The 24315-nt window shown below is 54.3% G+C and carries 25 protein-coding genes and 1 pseudogene; 6 read left to right on the top strand and 20 right to left on the bottom strand.

All coding sequences use genetic code 11. The features are described 5' to 3' along the window. Positions 1-34: 34 nt before the first annotated feature. From purF to gluQRS, 12 genes are all read right to left on the bottom strand, one after another. Positions 35-1570, bottom strand: coding sequence for an amidophosphoribosyltransferase (gene purF, locus L991_RS02475; RefSeq protein WP_028449387.1), 1536 nt, complete (start codon positions 1568-1570; stop codon positions 35-37). A 29-nt stretch (positions 1571-1599) separates the two neighbouring features. Next, positions 1600-2091 (bottom strand): CvpA family protein, encoded by a 492-nt coding sequence (locus L991_RS02470; RefSeq protein WP_047391852.1) that lies wholly within the window; start codon positions 2089-2091, stop codon positions 1600-1602. Continuing rightward, positions 2088-2891: an SPOR domain-containing protein gene (locus tag L991_RS02465; RefSeq protein ID WP_047391850.1), complete on the bottom strand. Its 804-nt coding sequence runs from the start codon at positions 2889-2891 to the stop codon at positions 2088-2090. The genes L991_RS02470 and L991_RS02465 overlap by 4 nt, the downstream gene beginning before the upstream one ends. A 4-nt stretch (positions 2892-2895) precedes the next feature. Continuing rightward, entirely contained in the window at positions 2896-4182 is a 1287-nt protein-coding gene (folC, locus tag L991_RS02460; protein ID WP_047391848.1) for a bifunctional tetrahydrofolate synthase/dihydrofolate synthase, read from the bottom strand. Beyond that, entirely contained in the window at positions 4182-5048 is an 867-nt protein-coding gene (gene accD / locus L991_RS02455; RefSeq protein ID WP_047391844.1) for an acetyl-CoA carboxylase, carboxyltransferase subunit beta, read from the bottom strand. The genes folC and accD overlap by 1 nt, the downstream gene beginning before the upstream one ends. A gap of 17 nt (positions 5049-5065) precedes the next feature. After that, positions 5066-5869 carry a tryptophan synthase subunit alpha gene (gene trpA, locus L991_RS02450; protein WP_028449392.1) on the bottom strand — a complete coding sequence of 268 codons (804 nt, stop codon included), beginning with the start codon at positions 5867-5869 and terminating at the stop codon, positions 5066-5068. A 57-nt stretch (positions 5870-5926) separates the two neighbouring features. After that, positions 5927-7132 (bottom strand): tryptophan synthase subunit beta, encoded by a 1206-nt coding sequence (gene trpB, locus L991_RS02445; RefSeq protein WP_047391842.1) that lies wholly within the window; start codon positions 7130-7132, stop codon positions 5927-5929. Further along, a complete protein-coding gene (locus L991_RS02440) occupies positions 7129-7761 on the bottom strand; it encodes a phosphoribosylanthranilate isomerase (RefSeq protein WP_047391840.1) in 633 nt (210 codons plus the stop codon). Before L991_RS02440 ends, trpB begins: the two co-directional genes overlap by 4 nt. 10 nt (positions 7762-7771) lie before the next feature. After that, on the bottom strand, positions 7772-8557 hold the full coding sequence (gene truA / locus L991_RS02435; RefSeq protein WP_047391838.1) for a tRNA pseudouridine(38-40) synthase TruA: 786 nt from the start codon (positions 8555-8557) through the stop codon (positions 7772-7774). A 9-nt stretch (positions 8558-8566) separates the two neighbouring features. Continuing rightward, the gene (locus tag L991_RS16260; protein ID WP_052190522.1) at positions 8567-9109 is read right to left on the bottom strand and encodes a hypothetical protein; all 543 of its coding nucleotides are present in this window, start codon (positions 9107-9109) and stop codon (positions 8567-8569) included. A gap of 88 nt (positions 9110-9197) precedes the next feature. Next, positions 9198-11969, bottom strand: coding sequence for a FimV/HubP family polar landmark protein (locus L991_RS02425; RefSeq protein WP_052190521.1), 2772 nt, complete (start codon positions 11967-11969; stop codon positions 9198-9200). A 221-nt stretch (positions 11970-12190) separates the two neighbouring features. Continuing rightward, positions 12191-13129, bottom strand: coding sequence for a tRNA glutamyl-Q(34) synthetase GluQRS (gluQRS, locus tag L991_RS02420; protein WP_047391832.1), 939 nt, complete (start codon positions 13127-13129; stop codon positions 12191-12193). Positions 13130-13217: 88 nt separating this feature from the next. On the opposite strand from gluQRS, the gene fdxA reads away from it, so the two are divergent. From fdxA to rplI, 5 genes are all read left to right on the top strand, one after another. Beyond that, a complete protein-coding gene (fdxA, locus tag L991_RS02415; protein ID WP_047391829.1) occupies positions 13218-13541 on the top strand; it encodes a ferredoxin FdxA in 324 nt (107 codons plus the stop codon). 103 nt (positions 13542-13644) lie between these two features. Then, positions 13645-14010 carry a 30S ribosomal protein S6 gene (gene rpsF, locus L991_RS02410; RefSeq protein ID WP_028449399.1) on the top strand — a complete coding sequence of 122 codons (366 nt, stop codon included), beginning with the start codon at positions 13645-13647 and terminating at the stop codon, positions 14008-14010. Positions 14011-14024: 14 nt separating this feature from the next. Continuing rightward, complete coding sequence (gene priB, locus L991_RS17980) at positions 14025-14327, top strand: primosomal replication protein N (RefSeq protein WP_081986448.1); 303 nt, start codon at positions 14025-14027, stop codon at positions 14325-14327. A gap of 10 nt (positions 14328-14337) precedes the next feature. After that, positions 14338-14565, top strand: a complete 228-nt coding sequence (gene rpsR, locus L991_RS02405; RefSeq protein WP_028449400.1) for a 30S ribosomal protein S18 — start codon at positions 14338-14340, stop codon at positions 14563-14565. 20 nt (positions 14566-14585) lie between these two features. Further along, positions 14586-15035, top strand: a complete 450-nt coding sequence (gene rplI, locus L991_RS02400; protein ID WP_047391826.1) for a 50S ribosomal protein L9 — start codon at positions 14586-14588, stop codon at positions 15033-15035. 68 nt (positions 15036-15103) lie between these two features. Here the strand turns inward: rplI and tcdA are convergent, their stop codons facing one another. Continuing rightward, positions 15104-15904 (bottom strand): tRNA cyclic N6-threonylcarbamoyladenosine(37) synthase TcdA, encoded by an 801-nt coding sequence (gene tcdA / locus L991_RS02395; RefSeq protein ID WP_231550468.1) that lies wholly within the window; start codon positions 15902-15904, stop codon positions 15104-15106. A 90-nt stretch (positions 15905-15994) separates the two neighbouring features. Further along, the gene (phaR, locus tag L991_RS02390; protein ID WP_231550467.1) at positions 15995-16651 is read right to left on the bottom strand and encodes a polyhydroxyalkanoate synthesis repressor PhaR; all 657 of its coding nucleotides are present in this window, start codon (positions 16649-16651) and stop codon (positions 15995-15997) included. 203 nt (positions 16652-16854) lie between these two features. Here phaR and L991_RS02385 point away from each other — a divergent pair, with 203 nt between their 5' ends. Continuing rightward, positions 16855-17421, top strand: a complete 567-nt coding sequence (locus L991_RS02385) for a phasin family protein (RefSeq protein WP_047391816.1) — start codon at positions 16855-16857, stop codon at positions 17419-17421. Positions 17422-17503: 82 nt separating this feature from the next. Here L991_RS02385 and pnp read toward each other — a convergent pair whose 3' ends face one another. The 6 genes and pseudogenes from pnp to infB form a co-directional block, all read right to left on the bottom strand. Then, positions 17504-19654 (bottom strand): polyribonucleotide nucleotidyltransferase, encoded by a 2151-nt coding sequence (gene pnp, locus L991_RS02380; protein ID WP_028449405.1) that lies wholly within the window; start codon positions 19652-19654, stop codon positions 17504-17506. A gap of 222 nt (positions 19655-19876) precedes the next feature. Further along, on the bottom strand, positions 19877-20146 hold the full coding sequence (gene rpsO / locus L991_RS02375) for a 30S ribosomal protein S15 (RefSeq protein ID WP_028449406.1): 270 nt from the start codon (positions 20144-20146) through the stop codon (positions 19877-19879). Between the two features lie 86 nt (positions 20147-20232). Beyond that, the gene (locus L991_RS17975) at positions 20233-20484 is read right to left on the bottom strand and encodes a tRNA pseudouridine(55) synthase TruB (RefSeq protein ID WP_374749635.1); all 252 of its coding nucleotides are present in this window, start codon (positions 20482-20484) and stop codon (positions 20233-20235) included. Between the two features lie 60 nt (positions 20485-20544). After that, positions 20545-21137: pseudogene (truB, locus tag L991_RS02370) on the bottom strand (tRNA pseudouridine(55) synthase TruB); the annotation flags it as partial. Then, positions 21124-21507, bottom strand: coding sequence for a 30S ribosome-binding factor RbfA (rbfA, locus tag L991_RS02365; protein ID WP_028449408.1), 384 nt, complete (start codon positions 21505-21507; stop codon positions 21124-21126). The pseudogene truB and the gene rbfA, both read right to left, overlap by 14 nt. A gap of 97 nt (positions 21508-21604) precedes the next feature. Further along, entirely contained in the window at positions 21605-24313 is a 2709-nt protein-coding gene (gene infB, locus L991_RS02360) for a translation initiation factor IF-2 (RefSeq protein WP_047391813.1), read from the bottom strand. Positions 24314-24315: the final 2 nt, after the last annotated feature.

Genomic DNA, 24315 nt, shown 5'->3' with positions numbered 1-24315 from the left:
GCCAAAGCTCCCGTTGCATGGCGTTCTCAGGCCATTAAATCAAATTTTGCTCACCAACACCAATATTGAGGTCGACTACCGAGCCAGTGTTATCGGCTTTGGTCGAGAGCGGCGACAGGCGCTTGGCTTCCAGTTCATCCAGATAAGCATCGGTGATGTCGCCGGTGATATAGCGGCCATCAAAGCAGGAAGTTTCAAACACGCTAATTTTGCCACCGCTGGCATCACTACAGGCTTGAATCAGCGCGCTGAGGTCTTGATAAATCACGCCATCAGCGCCGATTTCGGCGGCAATTTGTACTTCATCACGGCCAGTGGCAATCAGCTCATTGCGGGTTGGCATATCAATGCCATACACGTGAGGGAATTTCACCGGTGGCGCAGCTGAAGCCAGGTACACCTTTTTCGCCCCCGAATCGCGCACCATCTGCACAATTTCTTTCGAGGTGGTACCGCGCACGATCGAGTCATCCACCAGCAGCACGTTTTTGCCACGGAATTCGACTGCAATCGGGTTCAATTTCTGGCGTACCGATTTTTTACGGCTTGCCTGCCCCGGCATGATGAAGGTACGGCCGATATAGCGGTTCTTCATAAAACCTTCGCGATACGGCAGGCCCAGCGCATCGGCCAATTGCAGTGCGGCATCACGGCTGGTATCCGGAATCGGGATTACCACATCGATATCCAGCGCCGGCACTTGCTGGCGTACTTTCTCGGCCAGCTGCTCGCCCATTTTCAGGCGTGCTTCGTGCACAGAGATGCCATCGATGATGGTATCGGGTCGGGCAAAGTACACATGCTCGAAAATACATGGAATCAGTTGCGGGCTGCTGTGGCATTGCTGGCTATAAAACTCGCCATCAAAAGTCACATAAATCGCCTCGCCGGGGGCAATATCGCGCTCAAATTTAAAGCCCAAGACATCCAAGGCCACCGATTCGCTGGCGACCATATATTCGCGCCCTTCCGGCGTTTCATGCACGCCCAGTGTCAGCGGGCGGATGCCATGCGGATCACGGAAGGCCACCATACCAAAGCCGGCAATGATGGCCACCACGGCATAAGCGCCTTTCACGCGGCCGTGTACGGCTTTAATTGCCTCGAAGATGGTCGCAGCATCCACTTGCGGGCCACTCACGCGACGTGAAATTTCGTGGGCGAATACATTACAGAGCGCTTCGGAATCTGAATTGGTGTTGATGTGGCGCAGGTCGGTGCGATACATCTCTTCTTTCAGCTGCTTGTCGTTGGTCAGATTGCCGTTGTGGGCCAACACAATCCCGAACGGGCTATTGACGTAAAACGGCTGCGCCTCTGCCAGGCTAGAGGCAGAACCAGCGGTCGGATAGCGTACATGGCCAATCCCCGCATTGCCTTGCAAAGAGCGCATATTGCGGGTGCGAAATACATCGCGCACCAGACCCTGCCCTTTATGCATATGCAGCACATGCTGCTCGGCGGTTACGATACCGGCTGCATCTTGGCCGCGGTGCTGAAGCACCAGAAGGCCATCGTACAACATTTGATTAACCGGCGTTTTGGCGACCACACCTAGAATGCCACACATTGGTCAGAGCCCCTTCGACTTGCAAAAATTCATTCAAATTTGACCTTGCTGGCCAGCACTGGCGGCAGCAATGGTTTGACTAATTCGGCGCTACGCTCAAACAGCGGGCTAAACATGGCATTTCGCCACTCGGGCGAGCGCGGATAGCTCGTTAGTCCCGCCAGCATCACTAAGGTGAGCAACAGCAAAAAGCCACGCGCAATGCCAAACAAAGCCCCAAGCAGGCGATCCACCGGCTTGAGGCCAGTGGCCGTAATAAACTGATTCAAGGTGATGCGCACAATCGCCGACAGCAGCCACGTCACAAAAAACACCACCACGAAAGCCGCAATATAGCGCAGGCTCTCCATCTGCAAGCTTGCTGGCAGCCAAGCGGCAACCGTCTCGGCAAAATGACTAGCTGCCCAGAAAGCCAGCACCCAAGCCAGCAGCGCCATGATCTCTTGCGTTAAACCGCGTAACACCGATAGCAGCATGGATAAACCAAGCACGCTAAGCACAATGTAATCAAACTGGGTCATGGGGCAGGTTTGCTAACCAGAGTACCTTGCACACCCAGCGACTCCAGCCGCTTGAGCCAGACTTTGGCCTTGGCCTCATCATTACCCGGGCCAATGCGCACGCGGGTTAGCTCGCCTTTGCTGGTCGTTACAACTTCGCTGCGTGCCGGAATACCAGCGTCTTTCAGTTTTTTCACGGTTTGCGCGGCTTTTTCAGCGTCAGCAAACGCACCAATCTGAATGTAATAGATTTTGTCGCTACTACTGCTTGCAGGTGGCAAACCGCCGCCTTCGAGAATTGCTTTGGGATCGGCCGCCGGGGCTTTGGTAGCTTGCGGCTTTTTGGTGCTCAGCGGTGTGGGCTTAGCAGTGGGTTTGGGGGTTGGCGCAGGTTTAGCACTTGGTTTAGGGCTTGGCGCTTTGACAACTTCCACGGGCTGGGCAGGCTCAACCGCTTTAGGCGCATTTTCCTGATGTGTTACCAATTTACCTGGCAAAGCCACTGGCGCGACACGTGAGGCATCCGCAATCGGCTCGACTGGCAATGGCTCGGCTTCAATGGCAGTACTTGCCTCTGCGACTACGGCACTGGCGGCCTGACTGCTAGCGGGCTGTGGTGAATTGAGACTGACGACCGACGATAACGCCGGTGCGCTGGAAATGATTTCGACGGTTTGTTGCTCAAGTAAGGATTTAGGTGGCTCGCCATCCAGTGCCGTCCACAGCACGGTTAATGCAAAAACCACCAAGGCGATCGCCCCAACCAAACGTCGCCGCGCTCGTTTACGCAGCTGCAACAATTCGTCGCTTACATTCGCCATAAAATTATCCGCGTGCCTGCAGCACTTCCGACACGGTGAAGAAAGATCCAAAGACCAAGATTCTATCAGCTTCGGCAGCGCTCTCACAGGCGGCACGGTAAGCTTTTTCAACACTTTCGTATTGCACTACCCGTGCCCGTGGTGCCCGTTGCAGGATAAGCTCGGCCAGCTGCGCGGCTGGCAGCGCACGCGGCAATTGCGGGGCAGCCACATGCCAAACATCAATCCGGTCGGCCACAATGTCGAGCACACCCGCGACATCTTTATCCTGCATCATACCCAGCACAGCATGTGTCACCGGGTGATACGCCATCTGGTCAAGGCAGCTTTTAAAAACCAATGCCGCATGGGGGTTATGCGCTACATCCAGCACCACAACTGGCCTGCCGGGCAATACCTGGAAACGAGCCGGCCACTCGACTTCAAGCAGGCCACGTTTGATGTCGTTTAAGCTCACAGGAAGCTGCGGCTTGAGCGCCTCGAGCAAGGCGATGACCAAGCTGGCGTTTGCCAGTTGATATTTGCCGCGCAAAGCCGGAATGGGCAAGGCATTTTTACGCGTACCATTGGCCCCTTGCCAGCTCCACTGCTGACCTTCTGCCTGCAGTGCGTAGCCAAAATCACGGCCAATCAGCTGCAATGGCGCGCCGATCTGCGCAGCATGTTCAAGTAAGGTGTGGGGTGGCTGCGGATCAGCGCAAAAGGCTGGCACTGCCGCGCGATAGACGCCGGCTTTTTCTAGCGCAATCGCTTCGCGCGTGTCACCCAAATAGGCTTGATGATCAATCCCGATGGTCACCACCGCCGAAGCGGTGGGCTCAAAGATATTCACGGCATCCAAGCGACCACCCAAGCCCACTTCCAGCACCATGACATCCACTGCCGACTGCATAAAGTGGTGCACGGCGGCCAAGGTGCCAAATTCGAAATAGCTCAGGGATACATCGCCACGGGCGGCTTCAATCTGGGCAAAGATGGCCACGATGTCGTGATCAGCCGCGGGCTGGCCATTGATGGTAATCCGCTCGTTGTAATGCAGCAGATGTGGTGAGGTGTAAGTACCCACCTTGTAGCCCGCCAAGCTCAGAATTTTACTGAGCATGGCGCAGACCGAGCCCTTGCCATTGGTGCCCGCCACGGTGATGACCGGACAAGTTGGCAGCAAGGCCATTTGCTGCTGTACCGCTTGCACCCGCGCCAGCCCCATATCGATGGCCATGGGGTGCAAACCTTCAAGGTAGCTCAGCCATTCGGCCAGCGAATTGGCCTCACTTAACCTTGCAGCAGTCATTAATTCACAGCAGCCTGATTGTTCAAGAGGGTCAGCACGTCAGCCAGACGCTGACGCAGCTCGCGCCGATCAACGATCATATCGATAGCGCCTTTTTCCAGCAGGAATTCCGAGCGCTGAAAGCCTTCCGGCAGTTTTTCGCGCACGGTTTGCTCGATCACACGCGGCCCGGCAAAGCCAATCAGCGCGCCCGGCTCGGCCATCACCACATCACCCAGGAAGGCAAATGAGGCCGATACCCCACCCATAGTCGGGTCGGTGAGCAAGGATACAAACGGCAGGTTTTTCTCTGACAGTTTGGTGAGAATGGCATTGGTTTTGGCCATCTGCATCAGGGAATTCAAGCCTTCCATCATCCGCGCGCCACCGGAAGCGGCCACACAAATAAACGGCAGATCGTTTTCCAGCGCCACTTTTACGCCACGCACAAAACGCTCGCCCACCACCGAGCCCATTGAGCCGCCGATGAACTTGTATTCAAACGCCGCCACTACCACTGGCACGGTCAGAATACTGCCCTGCATCACCACCAGCGCATCATCTTCACCCGTACTGGCGGCCGATGCGGTCAGCTGGTCGCTATAGCGCTTGTTGGCCTTGAATTTCAGAATATCGATCGGCTTGACTTCCGAGGCGATTTCATAGCGGCCTTCGGCATCCAGCAGCTGGTTGAGCCGCGCTCGCGCGGAAACGGCATTGTGAAAGCCGCACTTCGGGCACACTTCCAGGTTGTTTTCCAGATCAGAGCGATACAGCACCGCACTGCAGGCCGAGCATTTGCTCCACAGGCCTTCTGGCACAGCCGAGGTATTCGGCGTGGTACGGCTCTTGATCTTGGGGGGTAAAAGTTTCTGCAACCAGCTCATTGTGTACTCCTGCGCCCTCAGACGCGCGCGCTATCCATCGCCGCACGCACTGCGGACAAAAATTCGGTCAGACGTTGCGCAAGCCCCGCCTCACCCTGTTCAACTTCCTGCACCAAGCGTGAGCCAATCACCACCGCATCGGCCACTCGGGCCACCTGCTGGGCGGATTGCGGATCACGAATCCCGAAGCCAACGCCAATCGGAATCTGCAGATATTGTTTCAAAAAGGCCAATTTCTCAGCCACATTGGCAACGTCCAGATTGGCCGAGCCTGTTACGCCTTTCAGCGACACGTAGTACACATAGCCGCTGGCCATGCGTGCAACTTCTTTTACCCGCTCTTCTGGCGTCGTGGGCGCCAAGAGGAAAATCGGGTCTAGACCGTGTCGTTTGTAAACGGCGACGGATTCTTCCGCTTCTTCGGGGGGCATGTCAACTGTTAATACACCATCCACGCCGGCGGCGACCGCCGCTTGGGCAAAAACTTCATAGCCCATCGCCTCAACCGGATTGGCATAACCCATCAAAACTACAGGGGTCGTGGTATTGGTTTGGCGAAATTGCGCCACCAATTCCAGCACCGTGCGCAGTGAGACTTTGTGCGCTAGCGCTCGCTCAGAAGCACGCTGAATAACTGGGCCATCGGCCATCGGATCGGAAAACGGCACACCCAGCTCGAGGATGTCGGCGCCACCGGCGACCAGAGCGTGCATCAGCTCTACGGTCAGGCCGGGCTTAGGATCACCAGCGGTAATAAATGGAATCAGGGCCTGACGCTGCTGCGCCTGCAGTTGCTGCATTACTGAATTAATACGTGACATGAGGGTATATCTACCAAACCTATAAATTAATTAGCCTACAGGGCAATACCCTGGCGATTAGAGTTGAATCCCCAATTTGCGGGCAATGGTTGGGATGTCTTTATCGCCACGACCAGACAAGTTCACCAGCAGCACTTGGTCTTTACTCATGGTCTTGGCCATTTTGGCTGCTTGCGCCAGCGCGTGGCTCGATTCCAGCGCTGGGATAATCCCTTCGTACTTACACAGATCATGGAAGCCCTGCATGGCTTCATCGTCATTGATCGCCACATATTCGGCGCGACCAATGTCTTTCAAATGGCTGTGCTCAGGACCAACGCCTGGATAGTCAAGGCCGGCAGAAATCGAGTGAGTTTCGCTGATCTGGCCATCGGCATCGTGCATCAGATACGAACGCTGGCCGTGCAGCACACCCACTTTGGCGTTGGAAGTCAGCGGCGCCGCGTGCCGGCCGGTTTCCACCCCATCACCGCCCGCCTCTACGCCAATCAGGCGCACGCCAGGTACTTGGATATACGGATGGAAAATACCAATCGCGTTCGAGCCACCACCTACGCAGGCGATCACCGCATCCGGTTGGCGGCCGAGCATTTCCTGCATTTGCACCTTACATTCTTCGCCAATCACTACCTGGAAATCGCGCACCAGCTGTGGATACGGGTGCGGGCCGGCAGCAGTACCGATAATGTAGTAAGTAGAATCGACGTTGGTTACCCAATCCCGCATCGCTTCATTCATAGCGTCTTTGAGCGTGCGCGTACCAGATTCAACCGCAACCACTGTGGCGCCCAAGAGCTTCATGCGGAAAACATTCGGCGCCTGACGGGCCACGTCTTCGGCCCCCATATACACCACGCACTCCATGCCATAGCGCGCGGCAACGGTCGCCGAGGCTACGCCATGCTGGCCAGCGCCAGTTTCAGCAATTACCCGTTTTTTACCCATCCGCCGCGCCAGCAAGGCCTGACCAATGGTGTTGTTAACCTTATGCGCGCCCGTATGATTCAAATCTTCGCGTTTCAGATAAATCTGCGCGCCGCCCAGTGCTTCCGACCAGCGCTGGGCATGATAAATCGGGCTTGGACGACCCACATAATGCTTCAAATCATGGCGATATTCGGCCATAAACGCCGGATCTTGAATGGCGGCTTCGAACTCGCGCTTGAGTTCTTCCAACGCAGGCATCAAGGTTTCGGCGACATAGATACCGCCATGTTGACCAAAGTGACCACGTGCATCCGGCTGCTGATATCTGTCGTTCATTTTTTTCTCACACTATGTACGGCATCAATAAATGCCTGAACCCGATCCAAATCCTTGATTCCCTTACTGCGCTCCACCCCGCTGGACACATCGACCGCCCAAGGGCTAACCCGCTCGATGGCCATCGCGACGTTATCTGGATACAATCCGCCAGACAAAATCAACGGCAGCGGCAAATCGGCGGGCAGTAACTGCCAGTCAAATGCTTCACCGGTCCCCCCCGGCACACCATCCACCCAAGCATCGACCAAGAGGCCACGACACAAGGGATGCGCATATTGCTGGGCGTATTCTACCAAATTTATGTCAGGTTTAACCCTGACTGCCTTGATAAATGCGCGCCCGTATTGCACACACTCGGCCAAGCACTCATCGCCATGAAATTGCAGCAAATCGAGCGGCACTTTCTCCAGCACGGCCTGCACCTCGACTGGAGCAGGGTTAACAAATAAGCCCACTAAACTCACAAATGCCGGCAAGCCCGAGCACAGCGCCGCAGCCTCCTCGACTGTGACACAACGAGGACTAGGCGGATAAAACACTAGGCCAATTGCATCTGCGCCCTGCGCAATGGTCTGCAACAAGGTCTCGCGATCGCGCAAACCACAGATTTTAATTCGGGTCTTCATTGGCACCCCATCAGATCAAGCCATAGCGGCGGTCTGGCTCGGTTGCCAAACCAAACTCGGCGGGATAAGAAACCCCGGTCAGATACAGACCATCCGGCATAAAAGTCGGCGGCGCGACCGCGCGATTTTGCTGAGCGAGCAGCCATGCCATCCAGTCTGGCGATTCATTGCCTTTGCCAATATGCAGTAAGGCTCCCATGATGTTGCGCACCATATGGTGCAGGAACGCCGTCGCTGAGAAATCGAAATACAACATATTCGCCTGCTGGCCGATTTCGACCCGCAGCATCTGCTTCACAGGCGAGAGGGCCTGACATTCAGCCGCACGAAAACTGGAAAAATCATGCTCGCCCAACAGATAAGCCGCCGCGGCTTGCATCGCCTCTAAGCTCACCGGCTGATGCAGCCAGCCCACCTTGCCCGCCAGTAGGCTTGGGCGAATGGGGTGTTGCAACAAGAGATAGCGATAATGCCGAGCAGTGGCGACAAAACGCGAGTGAAAGTGCTCGGGCACTTCCTGCGCCCACAAGACCGAAACCCCAGCCGGCAGGAAGCTATTTACCCCTCGCACCCAAGCGGTAACTGGACGCTTGGCATCGGTATCAAAGTGGACAATTTGCCGCGTGGCATGCACCCCTGCGTCAGTACGGCCAGCTGCATGGACCCGCAATGGATGTCCGGCCATTTTGCCAACAGCCTGCTCCATGACGCCCTGTACCGTCTGGCGATCAGGCTGGATTTGCCAGCCATTGAATGCCTGCCCGTCATACTCGACCGCCAGTGCAAATCGTTTCATACCCACTTTTTAATTCCATTTCAGCAACGTTAAGACACAAGCGCTTAACAGCAGGCATTGTACACCCCATTGCCACGGCTTTAACGATGGAAGCACGGGCAAAGGCTGATTTTCCGTTGCCGGCGCTTCGGTAGGCGCATGGAGCTGCGCAAGTAACTGCGCAAAAGTGTGTCGTGTTTCGAGCAACTGCTCTGCAGCTTCTATGGTCAGCGCCAAGCGCACTGCAAAACGCTCAATCGGCACACATAAAAACGACAGCGGCCAAAGTAAATGCACCAAGCCAATCACCAAGTCACGACGCGTCAAGTAATGCAAAACGATCTGCAAGCTGAGGATCACCGCCGACAAACGCAAGATTTGATCCAGCGCCAGCTCAATACCTTCTTGCGTAGGTGACCAGCTACTTGCCCAGATGTACTCGCCCGGCGTGGTCCAGCCGTAAATCAGCGCCGTAGCCAACAGCAACCACTTGATACGCGGCAGGCTGCGCCTGACACGCTCACGCGCCAAGCACCAGGCCGCAGGCAATAGCAGTGCCAGCAAGGCTAGCAATAAAGAACGCCCTGAATTTGGCAAGCAACAAAGCAGCCAAAGCCAGAGCGTGATTGAATGTACTGCAGGCAAAAATTAACCGTAGCGCTTAGAGTTCGTCCAGCAAACCTTTGGCGGTTGCTTGCTGCTCGCCATTACCTTCTTGCAGTGCTTCTTGCAAGATTTCACGCGCGCCCTCAACGTCACCCATATCGATATAGGCTTTAGCTAGGTCGATTTTAGTTTGCACCGGATCATCCGCCGCAAAATCAAGCTCGCCCGCGGCCGCCGCCTGAGAAAGATCCAAGCTAATATCACCGAACGTGGTATCCGCTTCCAGCGACGTAGCCACAGCGCCAAGCTCAGGCGCAGCTTCGGCCGCGGATGAACCCAGATCAAAATCAAAATCCAGATCCAATGCGGAGGCATCATCCAAAGCCGCAGCCTCAAGTGCAGTTTCCGGCGCACCGGCTGCTGGCAGATCCAAATCGAAGGATTCAATTTCCTCGACAGCCGGAGCCGCGATATCCAGCGCAGATTCAAGCGGCGCCTCAACGGCCGGCAACTCAAACGAGAGATCGTCTTTAGCATCGGCCAATGCGGTCTCAGACAAATCCGCACCCAAATCGATCGGCAAATCGAGCGACAGCATGCCATCATCCATAGCGCTTGGCTCAACCGCCGCTTGCGGCTCGAACGCAGTTTCTGCAGCAAAATCACTTTCAATCAGTGAGTCAATCGCAGCCTCTACATTCTGCTCCGCATCCAGATCCAGATCAAAATCGGCAACCGCATTGTCAGTCGGCGACAAATCTAGCGCGCTAGCAGGCTCAACCACTGCCGCAGCGGCAATTGGCTCGGCGACGGCTGCGACTTCCTTGTCCAGATCCAGCTCAAAATCCAGGTCGTTATTGGCAAACAACTGTGCATCGGGTGCGGTAGGTTCATCCAGCGCTACCGCAGGCTCGCTCAGCGCAACCGCGGCCGCAGCAACTGCAGCAGGCGCTGCCACAGCGGCTAGTTTGCTGGTATCCACCATGCCTGCAGGTTCTTTTTGATACAGTGGATTTTCCGAATCAATTGCGCGGCCATTCATCGCCGCATCACGCCAGAACTCGCCCTGACCATTGGTAATCGCAAACAAGGTCGAGGCATGCTCTTCGTAAGACGAAGTATCTTTGCGCGCAGCATAGATATCCAACAACTTCATCCGAATTTCAAGCCGCGATGGATCTTTTTGCAGCGCATCTTTCAAGATTTCTTCAGCTTGCGCATCACGACCATAGGCCATATACACTTCGGCCTCGGCAATAGGATCAACCTCATCGGTATCAATTGTGCCCAGCCCTTGGCGACTAAAGTCAGTCAGAAAAGAATTTTCGGTTGCCTGCGTGCTAATTACGCCACCACCGGTACTTCCCAGCACAGTGTTGGCCTTTAAATCGCCGCCAGTAATGATGCTGTCTTCAAAAACACTTGGCTGCTTGCGGCGGCGCGAGTACCACACCCCACCTAGACCCAATGCCAGCGCCAATGCGCCGCCACCCAACACTAGCGGGTTACCGAGCAAGTCGTCAACCAAGCTCGTTTCTTCTTCAACTGGCGCTTCAATTTGCACGCGGCGCTTTGGCTTAGCCGTCGCCACAGCGCTGGCCACGCCTGAAGCAGCCACCGGTTCGCTGGCTGCGACCTCACTTGCCGCCACCGCCGCAGCCGAAGCTGCTGCAGTCGGGGCCGAGGTTGGCGCCGCAGTGACTGCGGCAGCCGCAGAAGCCTTCATCGCGGCGAGCTTTTCCATGTCCGTGACATTCTTTTGCAGCATCGCGACGCGCTGATTCGCCTCGTCGAGCGCCTTTTGCCGTGCGGCAATTTCTTCTTCCAGCGCCTTCACCTTGGCCTGATCACCGGCTTTTTTGGCCGCATCAGCTGCTTTGGAGAGTTTCAGCACATCTTTGTTCGCATCTGCAGCGGTCTGGCCTTGATCCTGCACTTTAGCCGTGATCTTGCCGCCACTCGCCTGCTCGCCCAGCTCTTTCGCCGGCGCTTTCGCCGCAGATTCAGCTAGCTTTGTTCGATACGACTTCCAGTCAGCCGCTTGCACTGCCACTTCTTTACTGGCTTCTTGCTTTGAGATTTGCTGCATTTGCTCAGCAGCAGGCACATTCAGAATTTTGCCGCTTTTTAGGCGGTTCAAATTGCCATCGAACGCATTTGGATTGTTTTTGTAGAGACTAACCAGCACTTGCTCGAGACTCACGCCAGCCGGCTGCACCTCGCGTGCGATCGCACCCAGGGTTTCGCCACTTTTCACTTTATGCTGGCCAGAAGCTGCTGCACCTGCATCACTGTCAGCAGCGCGCGGTTCTTTCTTGGGTGCCTCACCTGGCGCTTTCGTTTCAGCCGAGTTGTCTGCTACGCGAGCTTTCTTTGCCTTTGCCCCTTTAATCGCACCCTTTGTTTGCGTGCCTGGCAGATCGCTACTGGCATAACGCGCCGCGCGCTCGGCATTAGCACCGCCGGTGTAATCAGCCGGATCGATTAAAGCCGTGTATTCACGTTGAATCCGGCCAGCAGCCCAGTTGAGCTCAACCAGAAGATCAATAAAGGGCTCAGTAATCGGCTGTGAGGAATTAACCACCACATAATACTGGCCATTGGCCCGCTTTTCGATATTAAAACGCAGCCCCAGCGATGCAGGTGGATAAGGAATCTGGGCGTTGGAGTAGCTCTCAGGCGGGGCCAAACTCACAACCAAAGAATCAGCTTCATTTGGCTGCACAGAAACCAGATCGATTTCGCCACGCAGCGGCTGCCCCAGTCCGGACATGACATTCAAACGCCCCAAACCAGCGGCATGACTCATGATTGGCAACGTGGCCATGGCAACGGCCAACACACAAGCTTTGAATCGAGGTGATTTATGCACGAGCAATCTCCGAAGCGGGCAAACCACAAGTTGCGTCGAGCAGCACACTTGTGGCAACAGGCGTCCCTGTCAGTCTACAAATTTTACTAAAAACAGCCTTCAGACCATCCATCAAGCATCGACAGTCTGGGCACAGTAAATCAGCTTTAAATAAATAATACGGACATTTCAATCATCTATTGAAATTTATATTCGTTTTTCTCGTCAAACGTAACAGCTACGCTACGTTTTTGCGGCATTTTGCCTGCATGCCAATGCGCAAATGCCCACGCCCACAACTCCGGCAAAGAAACTTTACGCAAGTATTCAGGCGGCTCTTGCCAAAGCAAATACAAAGCCTGCCACAGCTGCAAGACCTCGTTCTCCGCCTGCAGCGCCGGCGCTAATGTCTGCTTGCTTAATTTTTCACCACTAGAATTTGTAATCACTGGGATATGCAGATAGGCAGGCGTAGAAAAACCGAGAATTTGCTGCAAATAACATTGTCGCGTTGTCGAGTCTAGCAAATCAGCACCACGAACAATATGAGTCACCCCACAATCGGCATCATCCACTACCACCGCCAATTGATAGGCCCAAAAACCATCCGCGCGTAGCACCGTAAAATCACCAAGTTCACGCCAGAGGTTATGCGCAATAAGCCCTTGCACCGCGTCTTGCACCGAGGTCACTTCATCTGGCACTTTCACGCGAATGGCATGCTGCACATCCATGGGCACCAGCTTGTAGCGGCAGCGCCCTACATAGCGAAAGCCATCGATTCCGAACTGCCCATCAGCCTGCAATAATTTCCGACTGCAACTACAGCGGTACGCCAGCTGACTGGCGAGTAGCTCGTCCAACACCTGCTGGTATCGATCATGACGCTGGCTTTGCTTGATAATTTCGCCATCCCAATGCATACCGAACCGCAGCATTTCCCGCGAAAAAGTCTCTGCCGCCCCCGGCATTTCTCGTGGCGGATCTAAATCTTCAATCCGCAACAACCAGCGCCCACCACGAGTGCGCGCCTCCAAAAAGCTCGCCACCGCAGCCATCAACGAGCCCATATGCAACAACCCCGTTGGACTTGGTGCAAAACGCCCAACATACTCCTGAGACAATATCGACTCCATCTACCGCGAACCAGATCGCGCAAGGGCAATCCAAGCTCTGTTAAAATATGCGCCTAGTTTACTAATCTTCGCCCTCAAGGACCAAGCCATGACCTATGTAGTGACCGACGCCTGTGTAAAGTGCAAATACACTGATTGCGTAGATGTCTGTCCAGTGGACTGTTTTCGGGAAGGGCCTAATTTCCTAGTGATTGACCCAGACGAATGCATTGATTGCTCGCTCTGCGTGGCCGAATGCCCAGTCGAAGCCATCTACCCCGAAGATGATGTGCCCGCCGAAATGCAAGAATACATCAGCCTGAATGCAGAGCTTGCCCAACGCTGGCCAGCCATCGTGCAAAAGAAAGAGCCACTCCCTGATCATGCTGAATGGGCGGCAGTTCAAGGCAAGATCGATCAAATCGACAAATAAACTTACCTTGCCCAAGCAGAATCAAAGCGTTATACTCTTTGGTTCTTATCCCTTGCCTGACCGTGGTCGCTAACGGCAGGCTGCAAACCACAAGGAGCAACACATGCGACATTATGAAATCGTGTTTATCGTGCACCCAGATCAAAGCGAGCAAGTGCCTGCAATGATCGAGCGCTACAAATCACTGATTACGACTGGTAACGGTCAGATTCATCGCCTGGAAGACTGGGGCCGCCGTCAACTGGCTTACCCAATCCAGAAAATCCACAAAGCACACTATGTTCTGATGAACATCGAGTGCGGCCAAGACACTTTGGCTGAACTGGAACACGCATTCAAATTCAATGACGCCGTACTGCGTCACCTGACTCTGAAAACTGAAGCTGCCATCACCGAAGCATCACCAATGATGAAGGAAGAGAAATCAAAATCTCTGACTCAATCAGCTGGTGAAGGTCAAGCCGCTTAATTTTCGGACTTTGAATTCTGCGTAATCACGTTTTAATCGAAGGAGTTCTACTCAACCGGCAAGCTTTACGCACTACCCCAGCTGGCGTTGCAATTATTGAGGGCACAATTAGTCATCAATCAGAGCAAACCGAAGCCGGGCAAAAACGTAAAGTCGATTGTGAAATTCTCTTTGTTGCCCTCGGCAACATCGCACAGCAAATTGCTCAAGTACCGATTGGTACTGCAATTAAAAGCAAAGGGTTTCTCGCCGCTCGCAGTATGAAATTTCGACAAAGCCTGATTTTCCATCTCGAAGCTTTTGATTTTTTGAATTGAGGATTAAACCATGTCCCGCCAACTCTTCAAGCGCAGAAAGTTCTGCCGCTTTACCACTGAAGGCATCGCTCAAGTTGACTACAAAGACGTAGCCATCCTGAAAGATTTTATCGCTGAAAACGGCAAGATCATTCCTGCCCGCATCACCGGTACTAAAGCCAAATATCAGCGCCAACTGTCGACTGCCATCAAACTGGCTCGCTTCCTGGCTCTGCTGCCTTACACTGACCAACACTAATCGGGAAAGGAGATATCAACATGCAAATTATCCTGCTCGAAAAAGTGGCTAACCTGGGCCAACTGGGTGACGTAGTTAAAGTGAAAGACGGCTTCGCTCGTAACTTCCTGATCCCTCAAGGCAAAGCGAAACGCGCGAATGCAGCCAATCTGGCTGACTTCGAAGCTCGCCGCGTTGAACTGGAAGCTAAGCAAGCTGAAATCCTGGCTGAAGCTCAAGCCCGTGCCGCCAAACTGGAAGGCGCTTCATTCACCATCGCGCAAAAAGCCGGTGTTGATGGCCGTCTGTTCGGTTCAGTAACCAACCACGACATCGCCGAAGCCATCAGCGCTTCAGGTGTTGCAGTGAAGAAATTCGAAGTACGTCTGCCAAACGGCCCATTCAAGGCAATTGGCGAGTACGAAGTTGCTCTGGCTCTGCACCACGACGTTGTTGTGAACGTTACTCTGCAAGTTGTTGGCGCCGCTTAATCTCGGCCCACAGCAGCAGTAGAAAAGCCACGCTTAGCGTGGCTTTTCTTTTTTCCGCAGCGAAAAATCTATTTCGCCAATTTCGCTAACACACGCGATACCGCCACCAGACCAAATGTCGCGGTCACCGTCATGGCAGCACCAAAGCCACCCGCGCAATCCAGGCGCACACCCTCTCCCGCCTGTGGCTTAGCCGCACACACCGAGCCATCGGCCTGCGGATACATCAGTTGTTCAGTTGAATAAACACATTCCACGCCCATTTTTTTGCCATTTTTGGCAAAGCCATACTCACGGCGCAATAAATTCCGCACCTTGGCCGCCAGCGGGTCCTGGATCGTTCGGCTTAAATCATCCACTTTAATTTGCGTCGGATCGATTTGGCCACCCGCACCACCCACCGTAATCACCGGTAATTTATTGCGCCGGCAATAGGCTAGCAAGGCCGCCTTCGTCTTGACGCTATCAATACAGTCGAGCACATAATCATGCCCAGCCAGATATTCAGCAAAATTCTGTGCCGCAATGAAATCTTCAATGCAGCGCACCTTTAGCTGCGGGTTAATCGCCAGTAAACGCTCTGCCACCGCCGCCACTTTCATCCGGCCAAACTGCCCCTCTAACGCCGGCAACTGCCGATTGGTATTGGAAACGCAAATATCATCCAAATCGATCAACGTAATTTGCCCGATCCCAGAGCGCGCCAACGCTTCCGCCGCCCACGATCCAACCCCGCCAATACCGATCACGCATACCTTGGCCTGCGCAAACCGGCGTAAAGCGGCCTGGCCATACAAACGGCCGATGCCAGCAAAGCGGCGCAAATAGTCATCACTCAAAGGCGTTTCAAACGCAGAATCTTCAATCACCATATTTTCACTTAAAACAAATCAGCCCCAAACGGGGCTGAGGGGTATATCCATACAAACCAATCAATCTAAGCGCTAGAGAGCAATACCCTACTCAACTTTACGTGGTGCCCGCTTGCGCGTAGCCGCTGGTTTAGGTTCAGCCACCGGTGTTTCTGCGGGAACTGCCGACGGCGGCGTAGTGGGATGCAAATCATCGCTAGCCGCCGCTTTCGGACCGCCGGGCATGCCAAATCCGGTAAATAAATGCTTAGCGCGCTCTTGCAGCTGCTGCTGCATTTCCACAAACATATTGGTACTGCTTTCCAAGTAATTGCCCATCATGTTCTGAATAGCCGGGCCCTGGAATTTCATAAACTCGCCCCAGAGATTGGCATTACTGAACATCGGGTTGTCGGCCGACATGGTCGATTTGGCCTGATCTTGCAGCCGGCGCTGCATCTCGGCAAAGAGCTGCATATTCTTTTCAAGGTAGTTCCCCATCAAGCCCTGCATGGCATGGCCATAGAAGCGGATGATTTGGGTCAGCACATCATACGAGAACATCGGCATGCCGCCGGCTTCTTCTTCCAGAATGATCTGCAATAGCACACTGCGGGTCAGGTCTTCCCCCGTCTTGGCATCTTGAATCAGAATATCGATGCCATCGAGCACCAGTTGTTTAACGTCATTAAGCGTGATGTAGCAGCTGGTGGTCGTGTCATATAAACGACGGTTGGGGTACTTCTTGATGACCCGTTTTTCCATGCTCATCTTCCTTTGTTCTCATGCTTTTTGGCAGAGTTCTATTATCCTGCGAGCGCCACGTAATTGCCAGTTTTACCACATTGTGCAACGCAGCAATTAATATTTGACAACAGCAAACCCGTGTTCCACAATGACAACGGATTGTGCATCGCAGCATCGCCTTTGCGATGTGGCCCAGTAAACCGAATCGTGGAGACCTCGTCATGACTACCGCACAGCAACAATACAGCAATTTTGCAACCGAACAAGTCGAAACCGCCCTGCGCTTTGCCCGTATTTCCCTGGATTCATTTGACCGTCTGGCCAAACTGCAAATCGAAACTGCTAAAACAGCGCTGGAAGACAACGCTAAAGCTGTCAAACAGCTGAGCGGCGTTAAAGATCTGCAAGAAGCAATGAGCCTGCGCCAAAAACTGACCGATGCCGCGATTGAGCAAGCTACCACTTACTCACGCAATCTGTACGAAATCTCTTCACAAGCGCAAGCCGAATTTTCAAAACTGATCGACGAGCGCAATGTCGAGTTCAATAAATCAGTGGTTGCTGGCCTGGATCGCTTTGTGAAAAACGCTCCAGCCGGCGCGGATGCTGCCGTAGCCGCCGTTAAATCGACCGTTCAAGCCACTGCTGCCGCAGTAGACAGCATGACCAAAGCAGCCAAACAAGTGGCCGAGTTTGCCGATGCATCGGTAAAAGCAGCTTCAACTGCTACGGCTGATGCGGTTAAAACTGCAGCCAAAAAAGCCAACGCCAATGGCGCCAACGCTTAATTAAAGCTGCAGCACAATAAAAAAGGCACCGCAAGGTGCCTTTTTCGTTTGCAGCTCCTCGCTTTACGAGGGGCCTTCAACATTACTCCGCCGCAGGTGCTTGCTCTGCTTCAGCGGCTGGCGCAGCTGCATTGGCTTCATCGTTCAGCACGGCTTTGATCGACAGACGGATACGGCCTTTTTCGTCTTGCTCGATCACTTTCACGCGTACGATCTGACCTTCTTGCAGATGGTCAGCCACATTAGCGATGCGCTCGTTGGCGATTTGGCTGATGTGCACCAGACCGTCTTTGCCTGGCATGATCGATACGATCGCGCCGACATTCTTGTCGAGGATCTTCACCACCGGGCCTTCATACACGCGACCGATTTCAACTTCAGCGGTGATTTCTTCGATCCGGCGACGCGCTTCTTCCGCGCCTGCACCTGAGATTGAAGCAATGGTGATGGTGCCGTCTTCAGCGATATCAATCTGGGTGCCAGTTTCTTCGGTCAGCGCCCGGATCACCGAACCACCTTTACCAATCACATCACGGATTTTCTCTGGATTGATCTTCATGGTGTACAGACGCGGCGCATGGGCGCTCACTTCTTCACGAGCGCCATCCAGCGCGCCTTTCATGATGCCCAGAATGTGCTGGCGACCTTCTTTAGCCTGATCCAGCGCCACAGCCATGATTTCTTTGGTAATGCCGTTGATCTTGATGTCCATCTGCAGCGCAGTCACACCATTCTCGGTACCGGCTACTTTGAAGTCCATATCGCCAAGATGATCTTCATCACCCAGGATGTCGGTCAAGACGGCAAAAGAATTACCTTCTTTGATCAGACCCATGGCAATACCGGCCACGTGGTTTTTCAGTGGTACGCCAGCATCCATCAGCGCCAAGCAGCCACCACATACCGAAGCCATTGATGACGAACCATTCGATTCGGTAATTTCAGACACCACGCGCATTGAGTAGGCGAAATCTTCTTTGGCTGGCAACATCGCGACCAGCGCACGTTTCGCCAAGCGGCCGTGACCGATTTCGCGACGTTTTGGCACGCCTACACGGCCAACCTCACCAGTTGAGTACGGAGGGAAGTTGTAGTGCAGCATGAAGTGATCAGAATACTCACCGTGCAGCGCATCAATCTTCTGCTCATCCAGCTTGGTACCCAGCGTTGCCGCAACGATGGCCTGAGTTTCACCGCGCGTAAACAGCACCGAGCCGTGTACGCGTGGCAATACGCCAGTGCGAATGCTGATTGGGCGCACAGTGCGGGTATCACGACCGTCAATCCGTGGCTCGCCGGCCAGAATCTGACCACGCACGATTTCTGCTTCCAGACCTTTGAAAATCGATTTGATTTCATTGGCGGCCAGTGTATCGGTCTCTTCGGTGATCAGTGCTGATTTAACCAGCGCCCAAGTTTCATTGATTTTTTGCGTGCGCAGTTGCTTCTGACGCAGTTTGAATGCTTGTGCCAGACCTTCAGCTGCAATGCCGCGAATTTGGGCGATCAGCGCTTCGTTTTTAACTGGCTCATTCCATTCCAGCAGCTCTGGATTCACTTCATCGGCCAATTCGTTGATGGCATTGATCGCTACTTGCATTTGCTCGTGACCAAATACCACTGCGCCCAACATCACGCTTTCTGGCAATTCGTTGGCTTCTGATTCAACCATCAGTACGGCTTGATTAGTACCGGCCACCACCAGATCCATCTGGCTGTCTTTCATTTCGGTCAGAGTTGGGCACAGTACATATTCGCCATTGATGTAACCCACGCGGGCCGCACCAATTGGGCCATCAAATGGCACACCAGAGATCGCCAGCGCGGCAGATGCACCGATCATGGCTGGGATATCAGAGTCGATTTCTGGGTTGATCGACATCACGGTCGCAACGATCTGGATGTCGTTGTAGAAACCCTCTGGGAACAGCGGACGGATCGGACGATCGATCAGACGGCTGGTCAGTACTTCTTTTTCGCTCGGCTTGCCTTCACGTTTGAAGAAACCGCCCGGGATTTTACCGGCGGCATAAGTCCGCTCGAAGTAATCAACAGTCAACGGGAAAAAGTCTTGGCCGGCTTTTACATCGCGTGCCGCCACGACAGACACCAGAACCACGGTGTCGTCCATATTCACCATTACCGCGCCAGTGGCCTGACGGGCAATTTCACCTGTTTCGATCGTGACATTGTGTTTACCGAAGGTGAATGATTTGCTGATTTTATTGAACACGTTCTGTCCTTTTAACAATTTATCCGCGACCTGGATAAAGGAGATTCCGCTGCGGTAAAGGCGCCTGCTGGGGCTGATGCCACGGCAGTTTACCGCCGACTCCGGCACAACTTGACCCTGTTCTACCGCCGGAATCGCTATTGGGCAGTAACAGGGAATTGGGAAATTCGAGGAGGGATAAAATGAAAAAAGTCGCAGCCTAAGCTGCGACTTTTAGCTGAATTACTTGCGCAGACCCAGCTTAGCAATCACGTTGCGGTAGCTGTCTACGTTAGTGCGTTTCAGGTAGTCCAGCAGACGACGACGACGAGAAACCAGTTTCAGCAGACCACGACGTGAGTGGTGATCTTTTTTGTGCTCTTTGAAGTGAGGGGTCAGATCGTTGATGCGTGCAGTCAACAATGCGATTTGGACTTCAGAAGAACCGGTATCGCCTGGGGCGTGTTGGAATTCTTTAACGATGTCAGCTTTTTGAGCAACAGTTACAGTCATTTTACTACTCCATAAAAAGTGGCAGAGCCACTAGACAAGCCAGACCTGAGCAAACGCCCGGTGTGGCTCCATTAACTGGCGCGCGCCTAAGCGGTTGCCAGCAGACGTTTGGACCGCAGCACGCCATCAGCGCCCACTTCGCCCAAACCGATAAACCGTGCATTATCCGGCTTTTGCCCTTGATCGTAAAGCTTAACTTCACCCCGCTCGCTGGTCGGCAAACCCCGCACCGGCATGCCATGCCGAATGGCCGTACTTTGCTCGGCCTCGAGATAAAGCGCCGGCAAATTGGATAGCAATTGATCTGCCGACAGCAATAACGCTTCACGCGCCGGCATCTCCAGCGCAATGAAATCATCAAGGCTAACTGCATCTTCCAAGCGAAAGCCGCCGGTTAGAGTTCGGCGTAAACCAGTGAGGTATGCGCCGCAACCCAAGGCATTACCTAGATCCTGAGCCAATACCCTGATGTAAGTGCCTTTGGAGCACCGTACATCCAACACCAGATCGGGCGCCTTGTACGACACAATCGTCAGCTCATCAATCCGGATTGGCCGCGCTTTGCGTTCCAGCTCCACCCCCTGGCGGGCATATTCATACAACGCTTTACCATCAACCTTTAGCGCCGAATACAGGGGGGGGGTTGTTCGATCTCGCCCATAAACTGCGTCAGCACCGCGGCAACCTCCGCTTCGGAGGCGGGCGCCACGCCCGTTACCGTGATCTCACCCTCGCCATCCAGCGTCGTGGATACCTCACCAAACCGGATATGTGCGCGATAGCCTTTATCCGCGTCCAGCATGCGCTGGGCAAACTTGGTTGCCTCACCAAAACACAGCGGCAACAAGCCGGTGGCGTAAGGATCTAGGACGCCGGTATGCCCCCCTTTTTCGGCCTGCAATAGCCAGCGGCATTTATTCAGCGCTGCGGTGCTACTGATGCCAAACGGCTTATCCAGCAGCAACACGCCATCGAGCTTACGCTTGGCCATCTTCGTCTTTGGCCTTGGGCAACTCGTTGGCTTCGCGGATTTTCTGCGCCAGATTCATCCCGTATTCAATCGAGACATCGTAATGAAAATGCAGCTCAGGCATTTTGAACAGCGTAATGGTGCGGGCAATTTGTGCGCGCAAAAAGCCTTTGGCCCGCTCCAGTACCGCGGCGATCTCATCGCGCTCCGCCGCGTCACCCAAGAAGGTATAAAAAATCTTGGCGTGCGAATAATCGCGCGTCACTTCCACATCGGTAATGGTGATCAGTGATGCTTGCGGATGATCGAGCTCAGCACGGATCACCGTTGCCAGATCACGCTGGATTTGCTGAGCGACACGATCAGCACGGGTAAATTGTTTGCCAGCCATGGTTTTCCTCCTTGGACAGGGCTTGATTACAAATGCAAACAGCGCAAGCCCCTGCGGACTTGCGCTGCCATCAGGCTACATAAAGCAGGTGCGGCAATTACAGCGTCCGCGCCACTTCGATCACCTCGAAGACTTCCAGCTGGTCGCCTACCTGCAGGTCGTTGTAGTTCTTCAGCTGCAAACCACACTCGAAACCAGCTTTCACTTCTTTGGCTTCATCTTTGAAACGCTTCAGGTTTTCCAGCTCGCCTTGATGGATCACGGTGTTGTTGCGTAACAGACGGACGCCTGCAGTGCGTTTCACCAAACCATCCATCACCAAACAACCGGCGATCGTGCCAACTTTCGACACGGTAAATACCTGACGAACTTCTACCAGACCGATCACTTGTTCGCGTTTCTCTGGTGCCAACATGCCAGACAGCGCAGCTTTCACATCATCGACAGCGTCGTAAATGATGTTGTAGTAACGGATATCTACGCCATCCGCTTCAGCCAGCTTGCGGGCCGCAGCATCAGCGCGCACGTTAAAGCCAATCACCACGGCTTTTGACGCCAAGGCCAAGTTAACATCCGACTCGGAAATACCACCCACCGCACTGTGCAGAATCTGCACGCGCACTTCGCTGGTCGACAGTTTTTGCAGGCTCTGCGACAGAGCCTCGCTCGAACCTTGTACGTCGGCCTTGATGATGATTGGCAGGTTTTGCACTTCGCCTTCGGCCATCTGCGCAAACATGTTTTCCAGTTTCGCGGCTTGCTGGCGGGCAAATTTCACATCACGGAATTTGCCCTGACGGAACAGCGCGATCTCACGGGCTTTTTTCTCATCCGCCAGGACCATCGCATCTTCACCTGCGGCGGGCACTTCCGACAGACCGAGAATCTCAACCGGAATTGAAGGGCCGGCTTCGTTAATCTGCTTGCCGTTTTCATCCAGCATCGCACGAATACGACCGTACACCTGGCCGGCCAGGATGGTATCGCCCTTGCGCAGCGTACCCGATTGCACCAGCAGTGAAGCCACCGGACCACGACCTTTATCCAGACGTGCCTCGATGATAATCCCTTTAGCTGGGCCATCAACTGCGGCGGTCAGCTCCAATACCTCAGCTTGCAGCAAGATCGCATCCAGCAGCTCGTCAATCCCCATGCCTTTCTTGGCAGAGACAGGGATAAACTGGGTATCACCACCCCATTCTTCTGGCACGACTTCTTGCGCTACCAGCTCTTGCTGAATGCGCTCCAGATTGGCTTCTGGCTTATCGATCTTGTTCACCGCTACCACAATCGGCACACCGGCGGCTTTGGCATGGTGAATCGCTTCGATGGTTTGCGGCATCACGCCATCATCCGCCGCTACCACCAGCACCACGATATCGGTCAGCTTGGCACCACGGGCACGCATGGCGGTAAACGCCTCGTGACCTGGGGTATCCAGGAAGGTAATCATGCCCTTACCGGTTTCAACGTGGTAGGCACCGATATGCTGGGTAATCCCACCGGCCTCGCCGGCCGCCACTTTGGCGCGACGAATATAGTCCAGCAGCGAGGTTTTACCGTGGTCAACGTGCCCCATCACCGTGACCACTGGTGCGCGTGGCATCAGATCGTGTTCGGCTTTCTCGGTATCGCCCAGATAAGTTTCCGGATCATCCAGCTTGGCAGCTTTGGCCACGTGACCCATTTCCTCCACCACGATCATCGCGGTTTCTTGGTCCAGCACCTGGTTGATGGTCACCATCATGCCCATCTTCATCAGCGTCTTAACAACTTCAACGCCTTTCACCGCCATTTTGTGTGCCAGATCAGCCACGGAAATGGTTTCTGGCACTTCAACTTCATGCGTTACTGGCTCAGTTGGCGCCTGGAAGCCGTGTGCATTGTCGTTGTTGTTCTGTTTTTTGCCACCCACTTTGCGCGATTTCCAGTCATTGCTACCAGCATCGCCACCACGGGTTTTCAGCGCTTTCTTGTTGCGGCCATCATTCCAGCCGCCTTTTTCATCTTTCTTCGCACCGGCCGGTTTTTTATCGGCCGATTTCGCAGGCGCTGCGGCTGGCGCCGGTTTTTCCGGTGCTTCCAGCGGTGTATCGCGCGGGCGACGGAAATCAACACGGGCACCAATACGTGGGCGATCAGCTTCATGACCTGGCTTCACATGCGGTTTAACCGCAGGCTTGGCCGCCGGTGCTGGCGCAGCAACTGGCGCAGGCGCGGCTTCAACCACCGGGGCTGCCGCCACGACTTCAGCTACAGGCTCCACTGGGGTGGCCACTTTTTCAGCCACCGCAGGCTCAACAGCCGCTGGCGCCACCGGCTCAGCCGCCGGTTTAACCGCCGCTTCAGCAGCCTTGGCTTCACGGTTTTGCTTCGCCTGCATTTCCGCCGCTTGAATCGCCGCCAATTCGGCCTGGCGTTTGGCTTGCGCCTCACGATTTTGGCGCTCGGCTTCATCAATCACCGGCGCAGCATTGCCAGCTGGTGCCGCCGCAGTCGCAGCCGCGATCACATCCGGTGACACTACGCGCTTTTTGCGCACTTCAACCTGGATTGTCTTGGCTTTGCCCGTGGCATCCGTTTTGCGGATTTCGGTGGTTTCTTTGCGTGCGATGGTGATCTTTGGCTTGTCGCCAGCCTGACCATGCTTTTGTTTCAAATGCTCAAGCAGACGTGCTTTGTCGTTGGCACTCAGGGTATCGTCCGCGCTGCTTTTTTGTACACCCGCCGCACGCAGTTGCTCGATGAGCTCCTGCGTGGGCATTTTTAGTTCTGCTGCAAATTGACTGACTTTGGGTTCACTCATTG

Origin of the sequence: Chitinibacter sp. ZOR0017 (assembly GCF_000799095.1) — a bacterium.
GTDB classification, from domain to species: Bacteria; Pseudomonadota; Gammaproteobacteria; order Burkholderiales; family Chitinibacteraceae; genus Chitinibacter; species Chitinibacter tainanensis.
Note: the sequence above shows the minus strand (reverse complement) of the source record. Positions and strands in the feature narration are given on the sequence as shown.

Bases quoted from the DNA above. Each gene is read 5' to 3' on its own strand.
- phaR (WP_231550467.1), bottom strand. From the start codon at position 16,651: ATGGAAAAACGGGTCATCAAGAAGTACCCCAACCGTCGTTTATATGAC.
- trpA (WP_028449392.1), bottom strand. From the start codon at position 5,869: ATGTCACGTATTAATTCAGTAATGCAGCAACTGCAGGCGCAGCAGCGT.
- L991_RS02440 (WP_047391840.1), bottom strand. From the start codon at position 7,761: ATGAAGACCCGAATTAAAATCTGTGGTTTGCGCGATCGCGAGACCTTG.
- L991_RS02465 (WP_047391850.1), bottom strand. From the start codon at position 2,891: ATGGCGAATGTAAGCGACGAATTGTTGCAGCTGCGTAAACGAGCGCGG.
- L991_RS02470 (WP_047391852.1), bottom strand. From the start codon at position 2,091: ATGACCCAGTTTGATTACATTGTGCTTAGCGTGCTTGGTTTATCCATG.
- infB (WP_047391813.1), bottom strand. From the start codon at position 24,313: ATGAGTGAACCCAAAGTCAGTCAATTTGCAGCAGAACTAAAAATGCCC.
- rplI (WP_047391826.1), top strand. From the start codon at position 14,586: ATGCAAATTATCCTGCTCGAAAAAGTGGCTAACCTGGGCCAACTGGGT.
- L991_RS17975 (WP_374749635.1), bottom strand. From the start codon at position 20,484: ATGCCGGCGCGTGAAGCGTTATTGCTGTCGGCAGATCAATTGCTATCC.
- purF (WP_028449387.1), bottom strand. From the start codon at position 1,570: ATGTGTGGCATTCTAGGTGTGGTCGCCAAAACGCCGGTTAATCAAATG.
- L991_RS02385 (WP_047391816.1), top strand. From the start codon at position 16,855: ATGACTACCGCACAGCAACAATACAGCAATTTTGCAACCGAACAAGTC.
- rpsF (WP_028449399.1), top strand. From the start codon at position 13,645: ATGCGACATTATGAAATCGTGTTTATCGTGCACCCAGATCAAAGCGAG.
- folC (WP_047391848.1), bottom strand. From the start codon at position 4,182: ATGACTGCTGCAAGGTTAAGTGAGGCCAATTCGCTGGCCGAATGGCTG.
- rpsO (WP_028449406.1), bottom strand. From the start codon at position 20,146: ATGACTGTAACTGTTGCTCAAAAAGCTGACATCGTTAAAGAATTCCAA.
- L991_RS02425 (WP_052190521.1), bottom strand. From the start codon at position 11,969: ATGGCCACGTTGCCAATCATGAGTCATGCCGCTGGTTTGGGGCGTTTG.
- accD (WP_047391844.1), bottom strand. From the start codon at position 5,048: ATGAGCTGGTTGCAGAAACTTTTACCCCCCAAGATCAAGAGCCGTACC.
- trpB (WP_047391842.1), bottom strand. From the start codon at position 7,132: ATGAACGACAGATATCAGCAGCCGGATGCACGTGGTCACTTTGGTCAA.
- gluQRS (WP_047391832.1), bottom strand. From the start codon at position 13,129: ATGGAGTCGATATTGTCTCAGGAGTATGTTGGGCGTTTTGCACCAAGT.
- rpsR (WP_028449400.1), top strand. From the start codon at position 14,338: ATGTCCCGCCAACTCTTCAAGCGCAGAAAGTTCTGCCGCTTTACCACT.
- fdxA (WP_047391829.1), top strand. From the start codon at position 13,218: ATGACCTATGTAGTGACCGACGCCTGTGTAAAGTGCAAATACACTGAT.
- truA (WP_047391838.1), bottom strand. From the start codon at position 8,557: ATGAAACGATTTGCACTGGCGGTCGAGTATGACGGGCAGGCATTCAAT.
- rbfA (WP_028449408.1), bottom strand. From the start codon at position 21,507: ATGGCTGGCAAACAATTTACCCGTGCTGATCGTGTCGCTCAGCAAATC.